The 23478-nt window shown below is 68.2% G+C and carries 21 protein-coding genes; 20 read left to right on the forward strand and 1 reads right to left on the reverse strand.

Annotated elements, in window-relative coordinates; genetic code table 11:
• Nucleotides 1-154: 154 nt before the first annotated feature.
• The 6 genes from fsa (at nucleotide 155) to BN3560_RS11450 (ending at nucleotide 7420) form a co-directional block, all read left to right on the forward strand.
• On the forward strand, nucleotides 155-817 hold the full coding sequence (fsa, locus tag BN3560_RS11425; RefSeq protein ID WP_087191030.1) for a fructose-6-phosphate aldolase: 663 nt from the start codon (nucleotides 155-157) through the stop codon (nucleotides 815-817).
• Complete coding sequence (rho, locus tag BN3560_RS11430; RefSeq protein ID WP_096228141.1) at nucleotides 814-2508, forward strand: transcription termination factor Rho; 1695 nt, start codon at nucleotides 814-816, stop codon at nucleotides 2506-2508. The genes fsa and rho overlap by 4 nt, the downstream gene beginning before the upstream one ends.
• Before the next feature lie 15 nt (nucleotides 2509-2523).
• Nucleotides 2524-3594 (forward strand): signal peptide peptidase SppA, encoded by a 1071-nt coding sequence (gene sppA / locus BN3560_RS11435; protein WP_096228142.1) that lies wholly within the window; start codon nucleotides 2524-2526, stop codon nucleotides 3592-3594.
• Nucleotides 3575-5629, forward strand: a complete 2055-nt coding sequence (locus BN3560_RS11440; RefSeq protein ID WP_231897392.1) for a methionine--tRNA ligase — start codon at nucleotides 3575-3577, stop codon at nucleotides 5627-5629. The genes sppA and BN3560_RS11440 overlap by 20 nt, the downstream gene beginning before the upstream one ends.
• Nucleotides 5630-5676: 47 nt before the next feature.
• Nucleotides 5677-6153 carry a ribonuclease HI gene (gene rnhA, locus BN3560_RS11445; protein ID WP_096228144.1) on the forward strand — a complete coding sequence of 159 codons (477 nt, stop codon included), beginning with the start codon at nucleotides 5677-5679 and terminating at the stop codon, nucleotides 6151-6153.
• 160 nt (nucleotides 6154-6313) lie between these two features.
• Nucleotides 6314-7420 (forward strand): coiled-coil domain-containing protein, encoded by a 1107-nt coding sequence (locus BN3560_RS11450; RefSeq protein ID WP_096228145.1) that lies wholly within the window; start codon nucleotides 6314-6316, stop codon nucleotides 7418-7420.
• A gap of 103 nt (nucleotides 7421-7523) precedes the next feature.
• Here BN3560_RS11450 and yihA read toward each other — a convergent pair whose 3' ends face one another.
• Nucleotides 7524-8105, reverse strand: coding sequence for a ribosome biogenesis GTP-binding protein YihA/YsxC (yihA, locus tag BN3560_RS11455; protein WP_087191024.1), 582 nt, complete (start codon nucleotides 8103-8105; stop codon nucleotides 7524-7526).
• Between the two features lie 338 nt (nucleotides 8106-8443).
• Between yihA and BN3560_RS11460 the strand changes: the two genes are divergently transcribed.
• The 14 genes from BN3560_RS11460 (at nucleotide 8444) to pyk (ending at nucleotide 23407) form a co-directional block, all read left to right on the forward strand.
• On the forward strand, nucleotides 8444-9004 hold the full coding sequence (locus BN3560_RS11460) for a YbaN family protein (RefSeq protein WP_096228146.1): 561 nt from the start codon (nucleotides 8444-8446) through the stop codon (nucleotides 9002-9004).
• Between the two features lie 5 nt (nucleotides 9005-9009).
• A complete protein-coding gene (gene cydC, locus BN3560_RS11465; RefSeq protein ID WP_096228147.1) occupies nucleotides 9010-12615 on the forward strand; it encodes a thiol reductant ABC exporter subunit CydC in 3606 nt (1201 codons plus the stop codon).
• 248 nt (nucleotides 12616-12863) lie between these two features.
• Nucleotides 12864-13673, forward strand: coding sequence for a 30S ribosomal protein S2 (gene rpsB / locus BN3560_RS11470; protein ID WP_096228148.1), 810 nt, complete (start codon nucleotides 12864-12866; stop codon nucleotides 13671-13673).
• A 138-nt stretch (nucleotides 13674-13811) separates the two neighbouring features.
• Nucleotides 13812-14678 (forward strand): translation elongation factor Ts, encoded by an 867-nt coding sequence (gene tsf / locus BN3560_RS11475; RefSeq protein ID WP_041239727.1) that lies wholly within the window; start codon nucleotides 13812-13814, stop codon nucleotides 14676-14678.
• 175 nt (nucleotides 14679-14853) lie between these two features.
• Nucleotides 14854-16143, forward strand: coding sequence for a UDP-N-acetylglucosamine 1-carboxyvinyltransferase (gene murA / locus BN3560_RS11480; RefSeq protein WP_096228149.1), 1290 nt, complete (start codon nucleotides 14854-14856; stop codon nucleotides 16141-16143).
• A gap of 12 nt (nucleotides 16144-16155) precedes the next feature.
• A complete protein-coding gene (locus BN3560_RS11485) occupies nucleotides 16156-17652 on the forward strand; it encodes an LCP family protein (RefSeq protein ID WP_096228150.1) in 1497 nt (498 codons plus the stop codon).
• A gap of 232 nt (nucleotides 17653-17884) precedes the next feature.
• Nucleotides 17885-18121: a NifU family protein gene (locus BN3560_RS11490; protein ID WP_015540363.1), complete on the forward strand. Its 237-nt coding sequence runs from the start codon at nucleotides 17885-17887 to the stop codon at nucleotides 18119-18121.
• 18 nt (nucleotides 18122-18139) lie between these two features.
• Nucleotides 18140-18430 (forward strand): hypothetical protein, encoded by a 291-nt coding sequence (locus BN3560_RS11495; protein WP_087191019.1) that lies wholly within the window; start codon nucleotides 18140-18142, stop codon nucleotides 18428-18430.
• Nucleotides 18431-18580: 150 nt separating this feature from the next.
• The gene (pdxS, locus tag BN3560_RS11500; RefSeq protein WP_087191018.1) at nucleotides 18581-19471 is read left to right on the forward strand and encodes a pyridoxal 5'-phosphate synthase lyase subunit PdxS; all 891 of its coding nucleotides are present in this window, start codon (nucleotides 18581-18583) and stop codon (nucleotides 19469-19471) included.
• A 7-nt stretch (nucleotides 19472-19478) separates the two neighbouring features.
• The gene (gene pdxT, locus BN3560_RS11505; protein WP_096228151.1) at nucleotides 19479-20069 is read left to right on the forward strand and encodes a pyridoxal 5'-phosphate synthase glutaminase subunit PdxT; all 591 of its coding nucleotides are present in this window, start codon (nucleotides 19479-19481) and stop codon (nucleotides 20067-20069) included.
• 73 nt (nucleotides 20070-20142) lie between these two features.
• Nucleotides 20143-20361 carry a UDP-N-acetylmuramoylalanyl-D-glutamate--2,6-diaminopimelate ligase gene (locus tag BN3560_RS11510; protein ID WP_087191016.1) on the forward strand — a complete coding sequence of 73 codons (219 nt, stop codon included), beginning with the start codon at nucleotides 20143-20145 and terminating at the stop codon, nucleotides 20359-20361.
• A gap of 96 nt (nucleotides 20362-20457) precedes the next feature.
• Complete coding sequence (lgt, locus tag BN3560_RS11515) at nucleotides 20458-21297, forward strand: prolipoprotein diacylglyceryl transferase (RefSeq protein WP_096228152.1); 840 nt, start codon at nucleotides 20458-20460, stop codon at nucleotides 21295-21297.
• A 94-nt stretch (nucleotides 21298-21391) separates the two neighbouring features.
• Nucleotides 21392-21772 (forward strand): desulfoferrodoxin family protein, encoded by a 381-nt coding sequence (locus tag BN3560_RS11520; RefSeq protein WP_087191057.1) that lies wholly within the window; start codon nucleotides 21392-21394, stop codon nucleotides 21770-21772.
• Between the two features lie 177 nt (nucleotides 21773-21949).
• Nucleotides 21950-23407, forward strand: coding sequence for a pyruvate kinase (pyk, locus tag BN3560_RS11525; RefSeq protein WP_096228153.1), 1458 nt, complete (start codon nucleotides 21950-21952; stop codon nucleotides 23405-23407).
• The last annotated feature ends 71 nt before the right edge of the window (nucleotides 23408-23478 follow it).

Below are 23478 nucleotides of genomic sequence, written 5' to 3' on the forward strand. Positions count from 1 at the left end.
TTGAACGATCGCGGATCATGCGCTAACATGATCGAAGTTCTGAATATCCCACCGTTGGAAAGCCATCTAACATCCAATATTCCACTTCAGGCATGCACGCGTGCGCTTGCGCGCGTTTCCAAGCAGATATACCCATAAGCATAAGGAGGACTAGGTGAAATTCTTTCTGGACACCGCCGATCTCGCGGAGATCGAGGAGGCGGCCAGCTGGGGCGTGCTCGCGGGCGTGACCACGAACCCGACGCTCTACGCGCGCACGGGCGGCAAGCTCGCCGATTTCCACAACCACATCAAGCGCATCTGCGAGATCGTGGACGGCCCCGTGTCCGCCGAGAGCGTGGCCATGACGCGCGACGAGATGATCCGCGACGGTCGCGAGCTCGCTGCGCTCGCCGACAACGTGGTGGTGAAGCTGCCCACGATGATCGAGGGCCTGGCCGCCACGAAGCAGCTGGCCGCCGAGGGCATCCCGGTGAACATGACGCTGTGCTTCACCGTGCCGCAGGCCATCATGGCCGCCCGCGCCGGCGCCCGCTACATCAGCCCGTTCGTGGGCCGCTTCGACGACATCTCCGAGAACGGCCTCGCGCAGCTCGAGGACGTGGTGGCCGCCGTGAACAACTACGACTTCGGCCACGATGTGGAGATCATCGCCGCGTCCGTGCGCAGTGCGAACCACGTGGCGCAGGCGGCCCTCATGGGCGCCGACATCGCCACCGTGCCCTTCGCCGCGCTCAAGAAGTGCGTGCAGCATCCGCTGACCGACCGAGGCCTCGAGGCGTTCCTCAAGGACTGGGAGAAAGTGCAGAACGCATGAGCGAGAACGAATCAGCAACCGTGGCGCCCGAGGCGCCCGCCCCGGCAGCCAAGCCCACGCGCCGCCGTTCCACGAGCGTGAACGCCGGAGCCGCCGCCGCGAAGGCGCCGGCCGCCAAGGCTGCGGAGCCGCAGGCCGAGGCCGCAGCCCCCGCACCGCGCGCGGCCAAGACGCCGCGCAAGTCCGTGAAGGCCGGCGGCCAGGCCACGTCCCAGCAGGGTTCCGGCACCGCCAAGCGCCCGGGTCAGAACTCCAGCGGCAACAAGGGCGGCCAAGGCCAGAACCAGGGCAACCGTCCGAAGCAGAACAACCAGCGCCAAAACGCTTCGGGGGGCAAGCAGGGCAACAATAACAACCGCCGCCAGCGCCGCCCGCACGACAACAACCGCGGCCCGCGCGAGGTGCAGCCCAGCGTGTCGCGCGACGATCTGGCGAAGCTCAAGGTGGCCGAGCTGCGCGAGAAGGCCGCCGAGCTGGGAGTGGACGCCACCGGCCTCAAGAAGGCCGAGCTCGTGGAGGCCGTGTTCGGAGCCAGCGTGAAGGCCGAGGGCTTCATCGAGGTGTCCGGCATCTTGGATATCCTGGCCGACGGCTACGGCTTCTTGCGCACGCAGGGCTACCTGCCCAGCGAGACGGACTGCTACGTGGGCCTCTCCACCATCCGCCGCAACGGCCTGCGCAAGGGCGATATGGTGTCCGGCCAGACGCGCCCGGCGCGCGAGAACGAGAAGTACGCCGCCATCCAGAAGGTCACGGCCATCAACGGAACGCCCATCGAGGAGTGCGGCAACCGCGTGCGCTTCGGCGACCTCACGCCGGTCTACCCCGACGAGTGCTTCCATATGGAGCACGGCAAGAACACCGTCACAGCTCGCGTCATCGACCTCGTGAGCCCCATCGGCAAGGGCCAGCGCGGCCTGATCGTCAGCCCGCCGAAGGCCGGCAAGACCACGGTGCTGAAGAACATCGCGGCCGCCATCACCGCGAACAACCCTGACGTGCACCTCATGTGCCTGCTCGTGGACGAGCGCCCCGAGGAAGTCACCGACATGGAACGCTCCATCAAGGGCGAGGTCGTGTCCTCCACGTTCGATATGCCCACAGAGAACCATATCGCCGTGTCCGAGCTGGTCATCGAGCGCGCCAAGCGCCTCGTGGAGTGCGGCAAGGACGTCGTCGTTCTGCTGGACTCGCTCACGCGCCTCGCGCGCGCCTACAACCTGGCGCAGCCGGCATCGGGCCGCATCCTCTCCGGCGGCGTGGATTCCACGGCGCTCTATCCGCCCAAGCGCTTCCTGGGCGCCGCCCGCAACATCGAGGGGGGCGGCAGCCTCACCATCCTGGCCTCGGCGCTCATCGACACCGGCTCCAAGATGGACGAGGTCATCTTCGAGGAGTTCAAGGGCACGGGCAACATGGAGCTCAAGCTCGACCGCAACCTGGCCGACCGCCGCATCTTCCCGGCCATCGACCCTGTCGCCTCGGGCACCCGCAAGGAGGAGCTGCTGCTCGACCCGCAGGAGGCGCCGCTCATCTGGGCCGTGCGCCGCATCCTGTCGAACACGAACAGCACCGAGCGCGCCATGGACATGCTCATCAAGTCGCTCAAGCAGACCGAGACCAACCAGGAGTTCCTGCTGCGCACGGCCAAGAAGGCCCAGCACACCAAGGGCGACGCCATCGAGATATAGCAACGGAGGACCACTATGCCCCAGGACAACAACTGGCAGCAGCAGGTGTGGCAGCAGCCCGCCGCCCCACAGGGCGCCCCGGCTCCCCGGCCGCAAGGCTTCCCGCCGTACTACCAGCCCGAGCCGCCGAAGAAGAGCCGCGGCTGGATCGTAGCGCTCGTGGCGGTGCTGTGCGTGTTCGGCGTCATAGCGCTGGGAATGTGGTCGTGCACGTCGGCCGTGTCCTCGTCGTTCGGCACGCTGGGCGCGCTGGGGTCCACGGCGGCCACGTCGGACGTGGACTACCTGACCTCGGACGCGGTGGGCGTCATCGACATCGACGGCACCATCCAGTACGATGGCACGACGTGCAGTCCCGAGGGCTTGAAGGCGCAGCTCGACGTGGCCGCGGAGAACAAGCACATCAAGGCCGTGGTCCTGCGCGTGAACTCCGGCGGTGGCACGGCGACGGCCGGCGAGGAGATGGCCGCCTACGTGCGCGAGTTCTCCGAGGATTCCGGCAAGCCCGTCGTGGTTTCGAGCGCGTCCATGAACGCGAGCGCCGCCTACGAGATCTCGAGCCAGGCCGACTACATCTACACGGCCAAGACCACGGCCATCGGCGCCATCGGCACGGCGCTGCAGGTCACGGACTTGTCGGGCCTGCTCGACAAGCTGGGCATCTCCATCGAGAACGTCACGTCGTCCGACTCCAAGGACTCCAGCTACGGCACGCGCCCGCTGACCGAGGAGGAGCGCGCCTACTACCAGAACATGGTGAACCAAATCAACGAGACGTTCATCCAGACGGTCGCCGAGGGCCGCGACATGACGGTCGAGGAGGTGCGCGCGCTGGCCACCGGCCTCACGTTCACCGGTATGGAGGCCGTGGAGAACGGCTTGGCCGACGAGATAGGCACGCGCGAGGACGCCGTGGCCAAGGCAGCCGAGCTGGCCGGCTCGTCCACGGCCAAGACCGTGATGCTCGACAATCCGAGCTCGAGCCTGTCCGAACTGCTGAACCTGATGTCGGAGAGCCGCCTTTCGGCCGACGACCTGACCCAGGTCTTGAAGGAGCTGGAAAACGATGGCAGCCTTGCCCGATAACGCACCAACTTTGAGCGCCGCTCCCGCCGAGGAGCGCGTCGTGTGGCCGAAGCGCGCCGTGGTCACGGCGGGCATGCCCTATGGCAACAAGCCGCTGCACTTCGGGCATATCGCCGGCGTGTTCGTGCCCGCTGACGCCTTCGCGCGCTTCCTGCGCGACCGCATAGGGCCCGAGAACGTGCGCTTCATCAGCGGCACGGACTGCTTCGGCTCGCCCATCAACGAGGGCTACCGGAAGCTGGTGGAGGCCGGCGAGTTCGACGGCACCATCGAGGAGTACGTGCAGAGAAACCACGACGCCCAGAAGGCCACGCTCGACGCCTACGGCATCAGCCTGTCCATCTACGAGGGGTCCGGCATGGGCCACTCGGGCGACGTTCACCAGCTCATCAGCGAGAAGTTCATCGAGAAGCTGCACGAGAACGGGCACTTGCACAAGCGTGTCACGCTGCAGTTCTACGACGCCGAGGCGCACACGTTCCTGAACGGCCGCCAGGTGACGGGCCGCTGCCCCGTGCAGGGTTGCAAGTCGGAGCACGCCTACGCCGACGAGTGCGACCTGGGGCACAGCTACGCGCCCGAGGACCTCATCGCGCCGAAGTCGTCCCTCACCGGCACCGTCCCCGAGATGCGCCCGGTGGAGAACTGGTACTTCGACCTGCCCGCCTTCGGCGACTTCCTGCGCGAGCGGGTGGCCGCGATGGAGGCCGACCCGAACATCCGCGCCATCGTGCCCCAGGCTGTAAAGGAGTTCCTGGCGCCGCCGGTCGTCTACATCAAGAACGACGCGCGCGAGGCCTACGAGGCCGTGGCCGCCGAGCTTCCTGCCCACGAGCTGCGAGAGCCCGAGCGCGGCAAGCAGAGCTTCGAGATAGAGTTCAAGGACATCGACGCCCGCGACGCGGCGCGCGATGCGCTGGGGCGGGCGGGCATCCGCTTCCGCACCGGCAAGGCGCTCGTGCCGTTCCGCATCACGGGCAACATCGAATGGGGCGTGAAAGCCCCGGTCATCGACGGGCTTGAGGGGCTCACCGTGTGGTGCTGGCCCGAGAGCCTGTGGGCGCCGATGTCGTTCACCATGGCAGTGAACGACCAGATGGGCCTGCCGCGCGGCAGCTGGCGCGACTGGTGGTGCTCGGACGATGCCGAGGTCTACCAGTTCATCGGCCAGGACAACCTGTACTTCTACGGCGTGGCCCAGCCTGCGCTCATCGAGGCCATCCGTCCGGGCGACCTCATCATGCCGGGCGTGGCCGAGCATCCGCTGCACCAGACGCGGCTCGTGGCGAACCACCACATCCTGTTCGGCGACAAGAAGGCGTCGTCGTCGGGGTCGGTGAAGCCTCCCACGGCCGATGAGCTTCTGGACTTCTACACGGTGGAGCAGCTGCGCGCGCACTTCCTGGCACTCGGGCTCGATCAGAAGTCGGTGGGCTTCAAGCCCAAGCCGTTCCTGGCCACCGAGGAGGAGCTTGCCGACCCGCGCGTGGCAGACCCGGTGCTCAAGGAGGGCGCGCTGCTCACGAACGTGTTCAACCGCCTGGCCCGCAGCTGCTTTTACGAGGCGCAGAAGAACTTCGAGGGCTACCTGCCGCTCGGCCGCCCCACGGACGCCGCGCTCGCGCGCGCGAACGAGACGCTTGCGGCCTACGACCGCCTCATGCTGAAGGTGGAGCTGCACTCCGTCATGTCGCTGATGGACGACTTCATCCGGTTCGCGAACAAGCACTGGTCGGACGGCATCAGGGCCGCCGAGCTGGAGGGAGACGACGAGGCGCGCCGCCAGGTGCTCGTGGACTCGTTCTACCTGCTGCGCGTGGCCACGCTGCTCATGCACCCCATCGTGCCCGCGGGCACCGAGAAGATCTGCGACTACCTGAGCTTCGAGTTCGACGACTTCTTCAGCTGGAACTACGACCTGGAGGACATGGGCGAGCTGTGCAGCGCCGGCGAGATCGACGAGGGCCGCCACCGCATCCGCGAGCTGCCGCCCCGCTTCGACTTCTTCGAGAAGCATCCGTCCCAATACAAGTAACCCGAAGGCGCCGCTCATGCGGCGCCTTCCATCGCGAAAGGGCATTCATGCAGGTAGAGATCTTCACCGACGGCTCGGCGCGGGGCAATCCGGGACCGGGAGGGTACGGCGCGGTGATGCGCTTCGTGGACAGCTCCGGCAAGGTGCACGAGAAGGAGCTCTCGCAGGGATTCGAGCACACCACGAACAACCGCATGGAGCTCATGGCCGTGATAGCAGGTCTCGAGGCGCTGAAGCGCCCGTGCGCCGTCACGTTGTATTCCGACTCGCAGTACGTGGTGAACGCGTTCAACCAGCATTGGGTGGACGGATGGCTCAAGCGGGGTTGGAAGAACTCGCAGAAGCAGCCCGTGAAGAACGACGATCTGTGGAAACGCCTGCTGGCCGCCAAGAAGCCCCATCGGGTGGAGTTCGTATGGGTGAAGGGCCATGCCGGCCATCCCGAGAACGAGCGCTGCGACGAGCTGGCCACCGCTGCCGCCGACGGGGAAGGGCGCATCGCTGACGAGGGGTTCGCCGGGTAGGGGCCCTGTTCGTTCATAGGCGCGCGCCTCGACCTATCCCGTACCCGCTTGCGCTGTGATGTTCCTGTATCGATACAGTTGTGTCTTGGGAACGGAGGGGCAGGGTCTGTTAGACTATTGCTCAACGTATCAGAGCTAACGAAGCAGGTGGAGGCCCCACATGCAGCATAGTGCAACGAAGGCGCGCGCCAAGGGCGCGCTGGCCGGATTCGTCGCGGCATCGCTCGCCGCATCCCTCATGATCCCCTCGCTCGCCTTCGCCGAGCCGACGTCTGCCGAGAAACAGGCCGAGGCCCAGTCCGCCCTCGCCTCGCTGAACGCGATGCAGGAGAAGCTGGAGCAGACGGCTATCGCCTACGACGAGGCGGTGGCAGCCCAGGAAGAAGCCGAGGCCAACCGCAACGAAGCGCAGGCGCGCATCGACGAGGCCACCGGCCAGATAGCCGACTTGCAGGATCACCTGGGGACCCGTGCCCGCAGCATGTACCGCACCGGCAACAGCACCCTGCTCGACCTGCTGTTCGGCTCCACCACGTTCGCGGCGTTCGCCACGAACTGGGATCTGCTCAATACCCTGAATCAGAACGACGCCGACCTCGTGCAGCAGACGAAGGACCTGCGTGCCGAGGTGCAGGAGCAGGAGGCCGTGCTCGCCGAGCAGGAGCGCATCGCCAAGGAGAAGGCCGACGAGGCGAAGCGCAGCAAAGACGAGACGGCGGGAACCATAGCCTCCATGCAGGCCACCTACGACAGCCTGAGCGCCGAGGCCGCCGCCCTGCTCGAGCAGGAGCGCGCCGCCCAGCAGGCCGCCGAGGCCGCCAAGGCCCAAGATGTGGTGGACGCCTCGATCCAGCAGGCGACGGGCGGCAACACGGGCAACACGGGCGGCAATCCGGGCTACACGCCCTCGCCGTCGCCTGGGCCCTCCTATGACGAGGCTATCGCCGATACCGTGGTCGGACGCGCGTACAGCCAGATCGGGAAGGCGTACGGATACGGCGACCCGAGCTACGGCGCAGGTCCGAACGAGTACGACTGCTCCGGTTTCGTGTCGTTCTGCCTGTCGGGCAGCTACTCGCGCATGGGCAGCACCTCGACGTTCATGGGATGGCCCACCGTAAGCGACCCCCAGCCGGGCGACGTGTGCGTCAATTCGGGCCACTGCGGCATCTATATCGGCAACAACCAGATGATCCACGCGGCCACCTACGGCGTGGGCGTTGTCGTCGGCCCCGTGCAGGCGGGCATGAAGATCGTCCGTCCGTAACGCTATCTGAATACAAACGCAAGGAGGGGCGGCCGTTCAGTTGGCCGCCCCTCCTTGCGTTTGCGATCGGCGCGAGCGAACGTGCGCCGATCGATGGCCGCGCCTACGCCACCGCATCCCTGATGATCTTCCGCAGCTCCTCGATGCCGTCGCCCTTCGCGGACGACGTCACCACCATAGAGGCGTCGTCGCCCAGCGCGAGCTGGCGCTTGAGGGCGGCCTTCTGCTTCATCTGCTGCTGGCGGGACAGCTTGTCGGCCTTCGTGAGCGCCACGACGAAGGGGAGGTCGGCCTCGCGCAGGAAGCGGATCATGTTCTCGTCCAGCTCGGACGCCTCGTGACGGATGTCAACGAGGGCCACCACGAGCGCGAAGGAGCGGTCTTGGTTGAAGTAGCCCTCGATGAGCTCCGACCAGCGCGCCTTCTCGGACTTCGACACCTTGGCGTAGCCGTATCCCGGCAGGTCCACGAACGTCACGCCGTCGCCGTCGAAGAAGTTGATGGTGGCCGTCTTGCCGGGCGTCTGCGACACCTTCGCCAGGCCCTTGCGGTTGAACAGCTTGTTCAGCAACGACGACTTGCCCACGTTGGACCGCCCCGAGAACGCGACCTCGGGAGCCGTCGAAGGCGTAAGCTGCGCCGACGTGCCGAACGACCGCTCGAATCGCACGTTGTTGAAGTTCATGCTGCGCTCCTTCCCATCGGATGCGAGCGTCGGCGGGAAGCGGCTCGCCCGTCCATGGTAGCGCAGCGTTGACGGGGAAACCGCGGGAACCGCGTCCCTGCCCGGTATTTCCATGCGTCCGCTGCGACCGCTCGACGGGTGGTGTCGAATGGGGGGGCGTTTGGGAAGGGGGCTGTGGCTTTCACTCAATAATTACCCATGGTTTACTTTTTATCGCGACTTCGCTATCATGCAAGTGAAATAAGTTAGCTATAGCAAACTATGAACGGAGCCAAGGAGATGGAAAACCAGATGCAGGAAGCCGAAGGGAGCAGCGAGCACGCAGCGGCCGGAGGGCCGTGCACTACGCTTGGGCGGCGGCCGGGTTCGCCGCATTTGGGCTCGGCGCCCTCGGTGCTGTGATGCCTGTTTTACCGACGACGCCCTTTTTGCTGGTGGCCGCCTTCTGCTTTGCCCGCAGCTCCGAGCGCCTCAACGCCTGGTTTCGCTCCACGAAACTGTACCGCACGGTGCTTGAGGGCTACGTGGCCAAGCGCTCGATGACCGTGAAGGCCAAGGTCACGCTGCTTATACCCACCACGATCATGCTTTCCCTGTCGTTCGCGCTCATGGGCTCTATACCGGTCGGCCGCGTGGTGGTCGCCGTTATCTGGGTGGCCCACGTGGTGTACTTCGGCTTCGTGGTGAAGACCGAGCGCGTGGGTGCGGCTCATGGCAACGGCGCAGGTGCGGGTGAGGGTGCTGTGCTGGTTGCTGCCGTCGAGGCTGCGGGTGTCGCGAGCGCTGCCGGCGCTGGCAGCGCCGTTGCGGAGCCCGTCCGCAAGTCCGCAACTGCAAGCGAGGCCCTGCGCCACGCGCCGGTTGCAGCGCGCCTGCGCGCCGATGGGGAAGGGGCCTAACCGCCGTGTTCGACAAACGCCTGCTCGCCCTCGTTCCGTCGGCGCGGAAGTTTATCGCTGCCGATGTCGTGTTCCAGTGGATCGCCCTTCTTGCCAATATCGCCCTGTTCTTCATGGTCGGCTCGTTTTCGCAGACGCTGCTCGCCGATGCGGTCACCGTGCAGGCGGCGGCGAACCTCGCTGTTTTCGCCGCGCTGGCCGTGGTCGTGCGCATGGCGTGCCAGACGCTCGCGCAGCGTATGGGACTGGCTGCAAGCGAGGTTGCCAAGCGCGCTGTGCGCCAAGAGGTGTACGACAAGCTCGTGCGCCTGGGGCCGTCGTATCGCGAGCGTGTCTCCACGAGTGAGGCCGTTCAGATCAGCGTGGAGGGCACCGAGCAGCTGGAAAGCTACTTCGGCTCGTACCTGCCGCAGCTGTTCTACGCGGTGCTGGCCCCGCTCACGCTGTTCGCCTGCCTGGCGCCGATCTCGTTGCCGTCGGCTGCGGCGCTCGTCGTGTGCGTGCCGTTCATCCCCGCATCCATCATGGCGGTGCAGAAATTCGCCAAGCGCACCATGCGCAACTACTGGGGTTCCTACACCGACCTCGGCGGCATGTTCCTCGAGAATATCCAAGGACTGACCACGCTCAAGATGTACCGCGCCGACGAGCAGGCGCACGAGCAGATGAACGGCCAGGCCGAGGGATTCCGCCGCCAGACCATGCGCCTTCTGCGCATGCAGCTCAACTCCATCACCATCATGGACTTGTTCGCGTTCGGCGGCGCCGCGGTAGGCATTGCCGTGGTGCTCGGGCAGTATGCGGCAGGCGCCGTGGCGTTCGGCGCCGCGTTCGCCATCGTGTTCTTGTCGGCCGAGTTCTTCCTGCCGCTGCGCACGCTGGGGTCGTTTTTCCACACGGCCATGAACGGCATGGCCGCCGCCGAGAAGATGTTCGCCATTTTGGACACGCCGGAGGACCGCGACGGCGCGCGCTCGGTGGACCCGGCGGGCGCTGATATTTCGTGCTGCGGCGTGGGCTACTCGTTCGACGGCGAGCGGACGGTGCTCCAAAACATCGACTTCGAGGCTCCTGCCGGCAGCTTCATCGGTGTGGCGGGGGAGAGCGGATCGGGCAAGTCCACGCTTGCCGGCATTCTGACCGGGGCGAATGCCTCCTATAGCGGCACGGTTGAAGTGGGCGGGATCGACCTGCGCGACGTCTCGCGCGCCTCGCTGCGCGAGACGATCACGGCTGTGTCGTTCCAAAGCTACCTGTTCAAGGGAACGCTGCGCTCGAATCTCGCGCTGGCGAAACCCACGGCGACCGACGACGAACTGTGGCACGTGCTGACCCGCTGCCGCCTTGATGGCTTCGCGCACGAGGCCGGAGGCTTGGATGCCCCCGTGGCCGAGGCCGGCCGCAACCTTTCGGGCGGCCAGCGCCAGCGCCTGGCCATGGCCCGAGCGCTGCTGCACGACGCCCCGGTGTACCTGCTGGACGAGGCCACCTCGAACATCGATGCAGAGAGCGAGAGCGCCATCATCGAGCTTGTGCACGAGCTGGCGCGCACGAAGACCGTCATCATGATCTCGCACCGACTCGCAGCCCTGCGCGGCGCCGATTGCATCTACGTGCTCGAGGACGGCCGCGTGGTCGAGTCGGGCCCGCATGATGCCCTTGTCGAAGCCTCGGGCGCCTTCGCCCGCCTCTGGGGGCAGCAAGCCGAGCTGGAAGCCTTCGCCCGCGGCGAAACAAAGGAACCTGCCAATGTCGCCGCCGCCGCGACCCCTTGCGGCAACCCTGCACCCGAAGCTCCATTGAGCGGCTCCGCCCCCATGGCCTCCCACGACTCCGCCCCCTGCCATTCCGCCGCCGTTGACTCCGGGAGCGCTTTCGACGAGTCGGCGGTCCCGGGAGGTCTCGCCGGGTCATCCTCTTGCGCAGACTCCGCAAACGCCACAGCCTCCGCTCCCCATCGCTCTCATCTCTCCGTCATGCTGCGCCTCGTGAAGCTCACGCGGCCGCTTTTGCCGGTCATGGCGCTTGCCGTGGTGCTGGGCGTCATGGGCTTTGCGGCGGCCATCTTCCTCACCGTGTTCGCCGCCTACGCGCTGCTCGGCCTTGCGGGGCTGCCGCAGCCTGTCGCCGCCGGTGCCGCTATCGTGGCGCTCGGCGTATGCGGCGTAGTGCGTGGCCCCCTGCGCTACGGCGAGCAGCTGTGCAACCACTACCTGGCCTTCCGCATCCTCGCGCTCGTGCGCGACCGGGTGTTTGCGGCGCTGAGGCGCCTGGCGCCCGCCAAGTTGGAGGGCCGCGACAAGGGCGACCTCGTGTCGCTCGTCACCTCCGACGTGGAGCTGTTGGAGGTGTTCTACGCCCACACCCTCTCCCCGGCGCTCATCGCGCTCATCGTGTCGGTAGGCATGACGGCGTTCGTCGGCTTCCAGTCGCCGGTGCTCGGCGCGCTTGCGCTCGCCTCGTACGTGCTCGTGGGCGTGGCGGTGCCGCTCGTGTCCTCCAGGGCCAGCGGAAGTGCGGGGCGTGCCGTGCGCGACCGCATCGGCGACATGAACGCGTTCGTGCTCGACAGCCTGCGGGGCCTCGCCGAGACGCTGCAGTACGGCCGGGCGGCCGACCGTGCGCACGAGCTCTCGGCGCGCATGGCGAACCTGGCCGGCGTCGAGCGCCGCCTCAAAGGCCGCACGGCGCTGTTCATGGCGCTCGTCGGCGCCGTCGTGATTGTCTGCGACGTGGCGATGCTGCTCGTTTCCGCCGCGCTTGCGATGCAGGGGGATATCGGCGTGGGTGCCGCCGTGCTGGCCACCACGGCGCTCATGTCGTCGTTCGGCCCGGTCATCGCCGTGGCGAACCTGGGCTCCACCTTGCAGCAGACCCTGGCGTCGGGCGCGCGCGTGCTCGACCTTCTGGACGAGCGCCCGCAGACCGAGGAGGTGGCCGACGGGGTGGACCTGGACGGCTTCGAGGGCGCGGCCGCACGGCGCGTGGACTTCTCCTACGGTGGCGCGCGCGTGCTCGAGCAGGTGGACGTGCGCATCGAGCCGGGCGAGATCGTGCGCGTGGCGGGCCGCAGCGGCGCGGGCAAGTCCACGCTGCTCAAGCTGTTCATGCGCTTCTGGGATGCCGAGAAGGGCGTCGTGGAGGTGTCGGGCCGCGACGTGCGTCGCGTCAATACCGCCAGCCTGCGCGAGGTGGAAGGGTTCATGACGCAGGACACGCACCTGTTCGAGGGCACCATCCGCGACAACCTCGTGCTCGCGCGCCCCGATGCCGCCGAGGCCGAGCTTGCCGACGCCGTGCGCAAGGCATCGCTCGCAGATCTGGTGGAGCGCCTGCCGCAGGGCCTCGACACGCCGGTGGGGGAGCTTGGCGACACGCTCTCGGGCGGCGAGCGCCAGCGCATCGGGCTTGCCCGCGTCTTTTTGCACGACGCCCCGCTCGTGCTGCTCGACGAGCCCACGAGCAACCTCGACAGCCTGAACGAGGCCGCCGTGCTGCGCGCACTCGCCGAGAACCGCGACGGCAAGACCGTGCTCATCGTCAGCCATCGCGCCTCGGCCGCCGCCATCGCCGACCGCACGTTCTCCGTCGAGCACGGCCGCGTGTCGTAGGCGTCACCTGGCTGGCCGAGCGCTCCGCCAGCTGCTCGCCCCCGCTGTCTCGGAGGAGGAGGGGTCGGCCGGCATGCAGTTTTTTCGCAACACCGTGAACGGGGGGTTGCAATCAGAAGGCGCTGTGGTAAACTTTCGAAGTTTCTAATTACGCATGCTCGTGCGACCCGCTCCGCCAGTGGCCAACCGGAAAAGGCTGCGGAGGCAGGGGATGACCTCGGGCAGAGGACTAACGAATGGAGAGAGCAATGACGAAAGTCAGCATTCAGACGCTGCTCGACGCGGGCAGCCACTTCGGCCATCAGACGCGCCGTTGGAACCCCAAGATGAAGCCCTACATCTTCGGCAGCCGCGGCGACATCTACATCATCGACCTCAAACAGACGCTCTACGGCCTGGACGCGGCTTACACGTTCGTGTCCGAGATCGCCCGCAAGGGCGGCACCGTGCTGTTCGTGGGCACGAAGAAGCAGGCCCAGGAGGCCGTGGCCGACGCTGCCAACAAGTGCGGCATGCCCTACGTGAACGCCCGCTGGCTCGGCGGCATGCTCACGAACTTCGTTACCATCCGCTCCCGCGTGACCCGCATGGAGGAGCTGGAGGCCATGGAGGCCGACGGCCGCATGGCGGTGCTGCCGAAGAAGGAGCAGATCCTGCTGCGCAAGGAGCTTGGCAAGCTGCAGACGAACCTCAACGGCATCCGCAACATGAAGCGCGTGCCCGACGCCATCTTCGTCATCGACACGAACCGCGAGGCCATCGCCATCCATGAGGCCCGCCGCCTGGACATTCCCGTCGTGGGCACGCTCGACACGAACTGCGACCCGGACGACGTCGATTTCGGCATCCCGGCCAACGACGACGCCATCCGCTCCGTGCGCCTGCTCGCCGACTTCGTGGCCGACGCCGTGATCGCCGGCGTGGGCGTGCCGGTGACGGCCGCCGAGATCGCTCCGGCCGACGCCGAGGCCGCCCCTGCCGCCGAGGCTCCGGCTGCCGTGGAGGCCGCCCCTGCCGAGGCTGCCCCCGAGGCTGCGGCCGCCCCTGCCGCCGAGTAGGCTGCGCGCGGCGAACCCGCCCCGCTTCTGCGGGAGCGGGCTTTACGAGAGAAGAGTCGCGCCCTCCCCGCCTATGCGGCCCGAGGGCGCTTCCACCCCGGCACCGCGCATGCGGCGCCGTAGAGAGAAAGGAACAACGTGGCTGAGATCACCGCTTCCCTGGTCAAGGAGCTCCGCGAGATGACTGGCGCCGGCATGATGGAGTGCAAGAAGGCGCTCGTCGAGGCCGAGGCCGACTTGGAAAAGGCCGTCGACGTCCTGCGCACCCGCGGCCTGGCCGCCGTTGCCAAGAAGGCCGGCCGCGCCACCAACGAGGGCACGGTCATGGCCATCGTCTCCGACGACGCCACGACGGGCGCCGTCGTGGAGCTCAACTGCGAGACCGACTTCGTGGGCATGAACGACAAGTTCAAGGCCTACGCCGAGAAGATCGCCAAGGCCGCCCTGGCCGCCAAGCCCGCCGACCTGGAGGCCCTCAAGGCCGCCGACGCCGAGGGCGAGACGGTGGAGGCCGTGGTGACCGACGCCATCCACACGCTGGGCGAGAACATCCAGCTGTCCCGCTTCGCGCTCGTTGAGGGCGGCGCCGTGTCGTCCTACATCCACGGCGGCGGCAAGATCGGCGTGCTCGTGCAGTTCGACGTGGAGGGCATCGACCCCGCGTCCGACGGCTTCAAGGCCTACGGCCGCGACATCGCCATGCAGGTGGCCGCCGCGTCCCCGGTCGCCGCGAACCGCGATGCCGTCGACCCGGCCATCGTCGAGCACGAGAAGGCCATCTACATGGCCCAGGCCGCCGAGTCCGGCAAGCCCGAGGCTATCCAGGAGAAGATGGCCACCGGCCGCCTGGAGAAGTTCTTCAAGGAGAGCACCCTCACCGAGCAGGCCTTCGTGAAGAACCCGGATCAGAGCGTGTCCGAGTACACCGACGAGGTCGCAAAGAACCTCGGCGGCACGATCGGCATCGTCGACTTCAAGCGCTTCGTGCTGGGCGAAGAGGCGTAAGGCCCCGCATCGACCGCGGCCCATCTGCTCTTCTGCTTTCGCTGTGAAGGCCCGCTTCGTGCGGGCCTTCGCTTTCTATAATGGCAGGGTGCTGCAAACGGCGCCGGGGCAACGGCGCGTGGACGATAGACGAGCGATGCCCGGCCGCCTTCGAGCCGGGTGCGAAGGACAATCCATGGCTGAAGAAATCATCATCGTGCAGGGCACGGGCGTGCTGACCGGCGAGGTTCCCGTGTCGGGCGCAAAGAACTCGGCGCTCAAGCTCATGGCCGCCGCCTTGCTGGGGGGTGGAACCACCGCCATCCACAACGTGCCGCTCATCTCGGACATCGCCATCATGTCCGAGGTGCTGCGATGCCTGAACGCGCGCGTTGAGCGCGAGGGCCACACGCTCGTGGTGGACACCGGCCCCGTGGACAAGTGGGAGACCCCCTACGAGCTGGTGTCGAAGATGCGCGCGAGCATCGCCGTGCTGGGCCCGCTCATCGGGCGGTTCGGCCAGGCGCGCGTCGCCATGCCGGGCGGCTGCCAGATCGGCGCCCGCAAGATCGACATGCACCTCGTGGGGCTGGAGGCGCTGGGCGTGGAATTCGTGGTGGACCACGGCTTCCTGGAGGCCACCACGCCGCACGGCCTGACCGGCGCGCACGTCGTGCTGGACTTCCCCAGCGTGGGCGCCACGGAGAACCTGCTCATGGCCGCCGTGGCAGCCGAGGGCACCACCACCGTGGAGAACGCGGCGCGCGAACCGGAGATCGTCGACTTGGCGAACATGCTGAACGCCATGGGGGCGCGCGTGTCCGGCGGCGGCTCGTCGCTCATCGAGGTGGAGGGCGTGCCCGTCGAGAGCCTGCATCCCTGCGAGCACACCACGGTGGGCGACCGCATAGAGGCCGGCACGTTCCTCACCGGCGGCGCGCTCATGGGCGGCCCGGTGACGGTGCGCGGCATCGACCCGTCGTACCTGCGCATGGCGCTCATGAAGCTGGAGGCCATGGGCTGCGACGTGCAGGCCGGCGCCGACTGGATCACCGTGCGGCGCGAGGGGCCGCTCGCGCCCATCGATTTGCAGACGCTGCCGCACCCCGGCTTCCCGACCGACCTGCAGGCGCAGTTCATGCTGCTGGCGGCCCGCGCCGTGGGGACATCCGTCATCACGGAGAACGTGTTCGAGAACCGCTTCATGTTCGCCAGCGAGCTCATGCGCATGGGCGCCGACATCGTCATCGAGGACCATCATGCCCTCGTGCGCGGCGTGGATGGGCTGCAGGGTGCCGACGTGTCCTCCACCGACCTGCGTGCCGGCGCGGCGCTCGTGCTGGCGGGCGTCTCGGCCGAGGGGGAGACGCGCGTGCACGACATCCGCCATATCGACCGCGGCTACGAGGACTACGTGGGCAAGCTGGGCCTGCTCGGCGCCGACATCGAGCGCGTGACGATAGACGACGCGCTGCCGGCGTGCTAGCGGGGCCGTTGCATGGCTAGGCGCAAGAAGGGCTTCACCGCAGCCCAATCGAAGCTCACGTCGCACCGCATGAGGTCGGCGATGCTCGGCACGCACGTGCCGCGGCGCATCCGCCCGGCATCGGTCCGCATGAACGCCGATGCCGTGGGCTTCTCCAGCACGCGCAAGAAGAAGCGCGCCGCGCGCGGCGTGGTGGACACGTTGCTGCCCTCCACGGCCACGCGCGAGACCTCGTCGGACTACAGCCGCCGCGTGGGGCGCCGCGACATCGCCCAAGAGCTGCAGCGCAAGGCGCGCGTCCGCCGCATCGTGGCCGCCGTCATCGCCGTCGCGGTGGTGGCCGCAGTCGCCGGCGGCGTGGGGCTGGCCACGTTCTTCGGCTCGGTGGACGGGAAGATGGGGCTGGGCGACTCCGACGCGAAGGCCGCCCTCACGGCGCCGAAAGAGGGCGCCTGGTACGCCCTGCTCGCGGCCGACCTGGGCGCCGCCACGGCCACGCAGGAGCAGGAGGGCCCCGACGCGCTCGTGCTCGCGCGCGTGGACGCTTCCTCCCGTGCGGTCACGCTCGTCTCGATTCCGGCGAACTTGCAGGTCACGCTCAAGGACGGCAAGGTGCATCCCCTGCGAGAGGCCGCGGCGCAGGGCGATGCGGCGCTCGTGTCGGCGGTGGCCGGTTTCGCGGGAGTGGACATCGCGCACTACGCGAAGACCGATGCGGCGGGCATCGCCTCCCTGGTGGATCATTTGGGGGGCATAGAGGTCGACGTGGCGCAGGAGGTGGACGACCCTGCGGCAGGCGACGTCTACCTGGCCCCCGGCGTGCAGACGCTCGACGGCAATGCGGCCGTCACGTTCCTGCGTGCGCGGAACTTCTCGAACGGGATCGACGATCAGGCGCGGAACCAGCGTGAGTTCCTGGCGTCCTTGGCCGCGCGCATGCTCGAGGACGGCGGCGCTTTGGCGTTCGCCACGCAGCTGGACGCTGTGGGCGGCTCGTTCCATACCGACGTTGCGGCTGTGGACGCCCTCAAGCTGGCTGGCGCGCTGGGCGGCATCGATGCCGCGAGCGTGCAGGGGGCGCTCGTGCCCGGTTACGAGGCCACACGCGACGGCGCGACCCGCTACGTGGCTTCGAGCGACGCGTGGGCGGGCATGATGGAGCTGGTTGACGCAGGTCAGCCGCCCGTTGTGGACGAGGGCGCGTATGCGCAGGTCGACCGCGGCAGCTTCAAGCTGGAAGTTCGCAACGGCGCGGGCATAACGGGCGGGGCGGCCCAGGTGGGAGAGATCCTGGCGGCCGACGGGTTCAACGTGGCCGGCACGGGCAACGCCGACAGCTCCGAGTTCCCCGAGACGCTCGTGGTGTATGACGGCGAGGAGCACAAGGAGCAGGCCGAGGAAGTGGTGCGCGCTCTGGGCACAGGCCGGGCTATCGTGGGCGCGGGCTATTACGAGTACGAGACCGATGTGCTCGTGATCATCGGCAGGGACTGGAAGCCCGTGGCGTAGGCGGGGCGCGACGCGGCTGGCTCCGGTGCCTGCGACTTGCTCCCAGCGACGGCCCCGCCGCCTTTCGGGCCGCTCGATGCGTTGCTCCCGCATGCCTTGCAGCCACCCGTCCCGGAACGCGGCCGGCCGGTCGGTGTCGCCCGCGTGCATTTACGGCACCGAGCGCGTCGCGCCCGCCGCGCTATGGTAGAATCGGCACCCGAGAAACATCATTTCGACGAAGGAGCTTTTCATGGTAGACAAGAACGACGTGGCGGCGGTGCTCGAGCTCATCCGCCCCAGCCTGCAGGCCGACGGCGGCGACGTGAGGTTCGTCGATGTGGACGAGGACGGCGTGGTGTCGGTGGAGCTGCAGGGTGCCTGCAAGGGCTGCCCCATGTCCGAGATGACGCTGGCGAACGGCGTGGAGCGCATCCTGAAGGAGCGCGTGCCCGGCGTGACGAAGGTCGTCGCCGTCCACGAAGGCTAGAACGGAGGGACCGGGGCCATGGCGAACTGTTGGGAGCGGCGCGGGTGCGACGAAGAGATGATGTCGCGCTGCCCGCACAACACGCCCGGCGAGCCGTGCCCGGCCGACTGCCACTACGCCGCCTGCGACCGGCCGACGCACGTGGTGGCGACCGACTTCGCGGTGCTGCTCAACCCCGAGCGGTACTACGATGCGGCCGTGAAGGAGGTGTGCCGCTTCTGCGAGCACTTCCTGGAGCACGGCCCGGACATCGCCGACGCGCCCGAGGACGGGCCGCGCGCCGGCAACCCGAACCGCTTCCTGCTGTAAGGCGGGCCGCGGCTGCCGCTTGCACGGCGGGACGCCGTTCCCGCTGTCCGCATGCGGCGTTTGGGGTATCATGAGCAAGGCAGGAACGCGCGGCCGCCCGGGAGGGCGGCCGCGTTGCACGCAGGGCCAACGATGGAAACAGGAGGAAGCATGACCGAGCAGGTGCAGGGCACGCTGAAGGTTAAGACCGGGTTCGCGGAGATGATGAAGGGCGGCGTCATCATGGACGTCGTGAACCCCGAGCAGGCGAAGATCGCCGAGGATGCGGGAGCGGTGGCCGTTATGGCCCTCGAGCGCGTCCCGGCCGACATCCGCGCCCACGGCGGCGTGGCGCGCATGAGCGACCCCACCATGATCGAGGGCATCGTGGAAGCCGTGTCCATCCCCGTCATGGCGAAGTGCCGCATCGGGCACTTCGTGGAAGCCCAGGTGCTGCAGAGCCTCGGCGTCGACTTCATCGACGAGAGCGAGGTGCTCACGCCGGCCGACGACGAGTACCATGTGAACAAGTGGGACTTCGACGTGCCGTTCGTGTGCGGCGCCCGCAACCTGGGCGAGGCCCTGCGCCGCATCGCCGAGGGCGCGGCCATGATCCGCACGAAGGGCGAGCCGGGCACGGGCAACGTGGTGGAGGCCGTGCGCCACATGCGCACCGTGACCACCGACATCGCCCGCATCAAGGGCCTGCGCGACGAGCAGCTGTTCACCGCCGCAAAGGACTTGCAGGCGCCCTACGAGCTGGTGAAGTGGGTGGCCGAGCACGGGTGCCTTCCCGTGGTGAACTTCTCCGCCGGCGGCATCGCCACGCCCGCCGACGCGGCGCTCATGATGCAGCTGGGCTGCGACGGCGTGTTCGTGGGCAGCGGCATCTTCAAGTCGGGCGACCCGGCCAAGCGCGCCCGCGCCATCGTGGAGGCCACGACGAACTACGACGACCCCGACACCATCGCGCGCGTCTCGCGCAACCTGGGCGAGGCCATGGTGGGCATCGAGATCTCGGACATCCCCGAGAACGAGCTCATGGCCGGACGCGGCTGGTAAGGCTCGCATGACGACGAAGCGCATCGGCGTCCTGGCTCTGCAGGGCGCCTTCCGCGAGCATCGGCGCATGCTCGAAGGGCTGGGGGCCGACACGCGCCTCGTGCGCTGGCCGGCCGAGCTGGATGGGCTGGACGGCCTCGTGATACCGGGGGGCGAGTCCACGGCCATCGCGAAGCTCCTGGCCATCCACGGCTTGTACGAGCCGCTGCGCGCCGCGCATGCGGCCGGCATGGCCGTGTTCGGCACGTGCGCCGGCGCCATCCTCATGGCGCGCGACATAGAAGGCGCGCGCCCCGACCAGGAGCCGCTCGCCCTCATGGACGTGCGCATCCGGCGCAACGCCTACGGCCGGCAGATCGACTCGTTCGAGACGGCGGTGCCGTTCGACGGGGTGGCGGGAGGCCCGGTGAAGGCCGTTTTCATCCGCGCACCCCGCTTCGCCGATTTGGGGCCGGGCGTGCAGGTGCTCGCCGCCGGCGACGACGGCGAGCCGCTTGCCGTGCGCGAAGGTCGCGCGCTGGCCGTGGCGTTCCACCCCGAGCTCACCGACGACGACCGCGTGCATGCCTATTTCCTCGAAAGCGTGGTCGGCGCGTGACGTTCGGCCTCGGGGAAGTCTGCTACAATGGGTTTCATTGGCGGACCCGGCAAGGCGAAGGAGCGTGAGGCGCATGAGTCAGACGATTACCTGCCCGGCGTGCGGCGCGTCCGATCTGGACGTGTGCTGCTACGACTCCATGATGGTCGTGCGCGCGGACCTCGCCATGTTCACGTTGCGCTGCCCCTCGTGCGGCGCCAAGGTGTCCAGCATGCAGACCATCCCCTCCCAGCTGCGCGAAGAGGTGCGGTTCGCCGCCATCGAGGTGGGCGCGGGCATGGGCCGCGAGTAACGTCACGCGCCCGGCTGCGCGTCGGGGCGGGCCCGCACGCGGCGGAGCCTTCCGCCGGCGCCGCAGGGCCGGCGATCGGCAAGGCAAAGGAATCCTATGCTCAACGACCTTTACTGGAATCTCGACCCCGTCCTGTTCTCGGCGGGGCCGTTCACCGTGCGGTGGTACGGCATCGCCTACGTGGCGGGGTTCGTGTGCGCCGCCCTGCTCATCTGGCGGCTGGCCAAGCGCTGGCGCATTCGCGTGGACGCCGACGCGCTGCTCACCATCATGTTCTGCGTCATCATCGGCGTCGTGGCGGGCGGTAGGCTGGGATACGTGCTGTTCTACGGCAACGGCCTGGAGTTCTACCTGCAGAACCCCCTCGAGGTGCTCGCGTTCAACCATGGCGGCATGAGCTTCCACGGCGGGCTCGTGGGAGCGCTCCTCGCCGGCATAGCGGCCGCGAAGATGACGGGCATCCCGTACCTCACGTTGGCCGACCTGGGCTGCGTGGCGGCTCCCATCGGGCTCTTCTTCGGCCGCCTGGCGAACTTCGTGAACGGCGAGCTGTGGGGCGGCCCCACCGACCTGCCATGGGGCGTCGTGTTCGGCGGGGCCGCGGGCCCCATGCCGCGCCACCCCTCCCAGCTCTACGAGGCGCTGCTGGAGGGAGTGCTCATCTTCGCCGTGCTGTTCCTGCTCTCGCGCAGGCTCCCGCCGCGTCCGCGCGGCACGTTCCTGGGCGTGTTCCTTATTATGTACGGTTGTTGTCGGTTCGCCATCGAATTCGTGCGCCAGCCCGATGTGCAGCTAGGATACCTGTGGGGCGGTTGGCTGACCATGGGCCAGCTTTTGTCCGTCCCGCTCGTGCTCGTGGGAATCGGCGTGCTCGTTTATGCGCTTCGGATGAAGAAGCCGCAACAGGGTCTTCCTGAATTGCCACAAGGCGAGTAACATATAAGGCGTGCCATCAAGGAACGAACCTGAAGCCCGGTCGGGCCCCGCGCAGGCGGTGGTTGCGGTCGGGAACGACCTCGAAGGGGGAACCATGGAGCTCAAATTCTACCATTGCCGCCACTGCGGCAACATCGCCGTCAAGCCGTTCGACTCCGGCGTGCCGCTGGTATGCTGCGGCGAGCAGATGGAGGAGCTTGTCGCCAACACGACCGACGCCGCGCTCGAGAAGCACGTGCCCGACGTGAAGGTGGACGGCTCGAACGTCCACGTGCAGGTGGGCAGCACGCTGCATCCCATGACGCCGGAGCACTACATCACGTTCGTGTGCCTGCAGACGAAGAACGGCTACCAGTTCGTGCAGCTCACGCCCGAGGACGCTCCCGTGGCCGATTTCGCCGTGGCCGAGGGCGACGAGCCGGTGAAGGTGTACGAGTACTGCAACATCCACGGCCTGTGGGTGGCCGAGGTCTAGGCCCCGCTTCCCAAGCCGCATCGAGCGCCCGTCCCGCACCGCGCGGGGCGGGCGCTCGCGCTTTCCCTTTGTGAAACTCCGCTTCCGATTCGGCCGCCGCCCGGACGCGCGGCGGGGTTCGCGGTATCATGCAACGTGCAGGGTCCGGTCCGGGCACCGCATGGCGGAAGGAGCAGCATGGCAAGGCGCACGAAGATCGTTTGCACGCTGGGTCCGTCGGTGGACGACGAGGCGTCGCTGCGCGCCCTGATGGGGGCGGGCATGGACGTCGCGCGCTTCAACTTCTCGCACGGATCGCACGACGAGCACCGCGCGCGCATGGAGCGTTTGCGCAAGGTGCGCGGCGAGCTGGACTCGCCCTGCGCCATGCTGCTGGACACGCGCGGGCCGGAGATCCGCACCGGCCGCCTGGCGGAAGGCCGCCCGGTGGAGCTTGCGGCCGGCAGCCGGATCGTGCTCACCGAGCGCGCGGTGGAGGGCACGCCCCAGCTGGTCTCGCAGAGCTGCCCGGGCTTGGCCGCGGCCGTGGGGGCGGGCACGTCCATCCTCGTGGACGACGGGCTCTTGGAGCTCGAGGTGGAGGACGTGGACGGCACCGACATCCGCTGCATCGTGAGGAACGCGGGCATGCTCGGCGAGCGCAAGTCCGTGAACGTGCCGGGCGCGGCGCTTCCCCTGCCGGCGCTCACTGACCAGGACCGCGCCGACCTGCTGTTCGGCATCGGGCAGGACATCGACTTCGTGGCCGCGTCGTTCGTGCGCGACGCCGACGGCGTGCGGGCCGTGCGCCGGTTCTTGGACGGGCACGGCGGCGAGGGCATCAGGATCGTCGCGAAGATCGAATGCTCTGAGGCCGTGGAGAACTTCGACGCCATTCTGGAGGCCGCCGACGGCGTCATGGTGGCGCGCGGCGACCTGGGCGTGGAAGTGCCCGCCTGGCGCGTGCCCCATATCCAGAAGAACATCATCCGCGCGTGCAACCGCGCGTCGAAGCCCGTGATCACGGCCACCCAGATGCTGGAGTCCATGGTGCGTAACCCGCGCCCCACGCGCGCCGAGGTGGGCGACGTGGCCAACGCCGTGTATGACGGCACCGATGCCGTCATGCTGTCGGGCGAGACGGCGTCGGGATGCTACCCGGTGGAGGCCGTGCGCATGATGGCGCAGGTGGCGGAGGCGAGCGAGCCGTACCTGCACGACGAGGCCGCGCCCGACCGCAGCCGCGAGCATGCGCGCGTGGCCTTGGCCGTGGGCATGGCGGCCGTGCAGGCCGCCGAGACGCTGGGAGCCTCGTGCATCGTGGCGCCCACGATGTCGGGGCGCACGGCGCGGCTCATGTCGAACCTGCGCCCGCGCGTGCCCATCTACGCGGTCACGCCGTTTCCGCGCGTCATGCGCCAGCAGCAGCTGAGCTGGGGCGTCACGCCCATGCTGGGCGACGTGCAGGGCGACATGCAGCATGTGGTGGAGAACGCGCGGGCCAAGGTGCTGGAGCGCGGCCTGGTGGCGCCCGGCGACATCGCCGTGTTCACGGCGGGCGACCGCGCCACGAGCCCGCTGGAGGACGTGGGCTGCGGGCGCACCGACGTGGCGGCCACGAATGCCATGTACGTGGTGCAGATCCGGGAGGACTAGGACGCGCGGGCGGCCCGGTTCGCGCCGAGGGCGCGGGCTGCGGGCGCGCCTGCAGACGAGGGCCGCCGCGG

The organism is Gordonibacter urolithinfaciens, from assembly GCF_900199375.1.
Lineage (GTDB): Bacteria > Actinomycetota > Coriobacteriia > Coriobacteriales > Eggerthellaceae > Gordonibacter > Gordonibacter urolithinfaciens.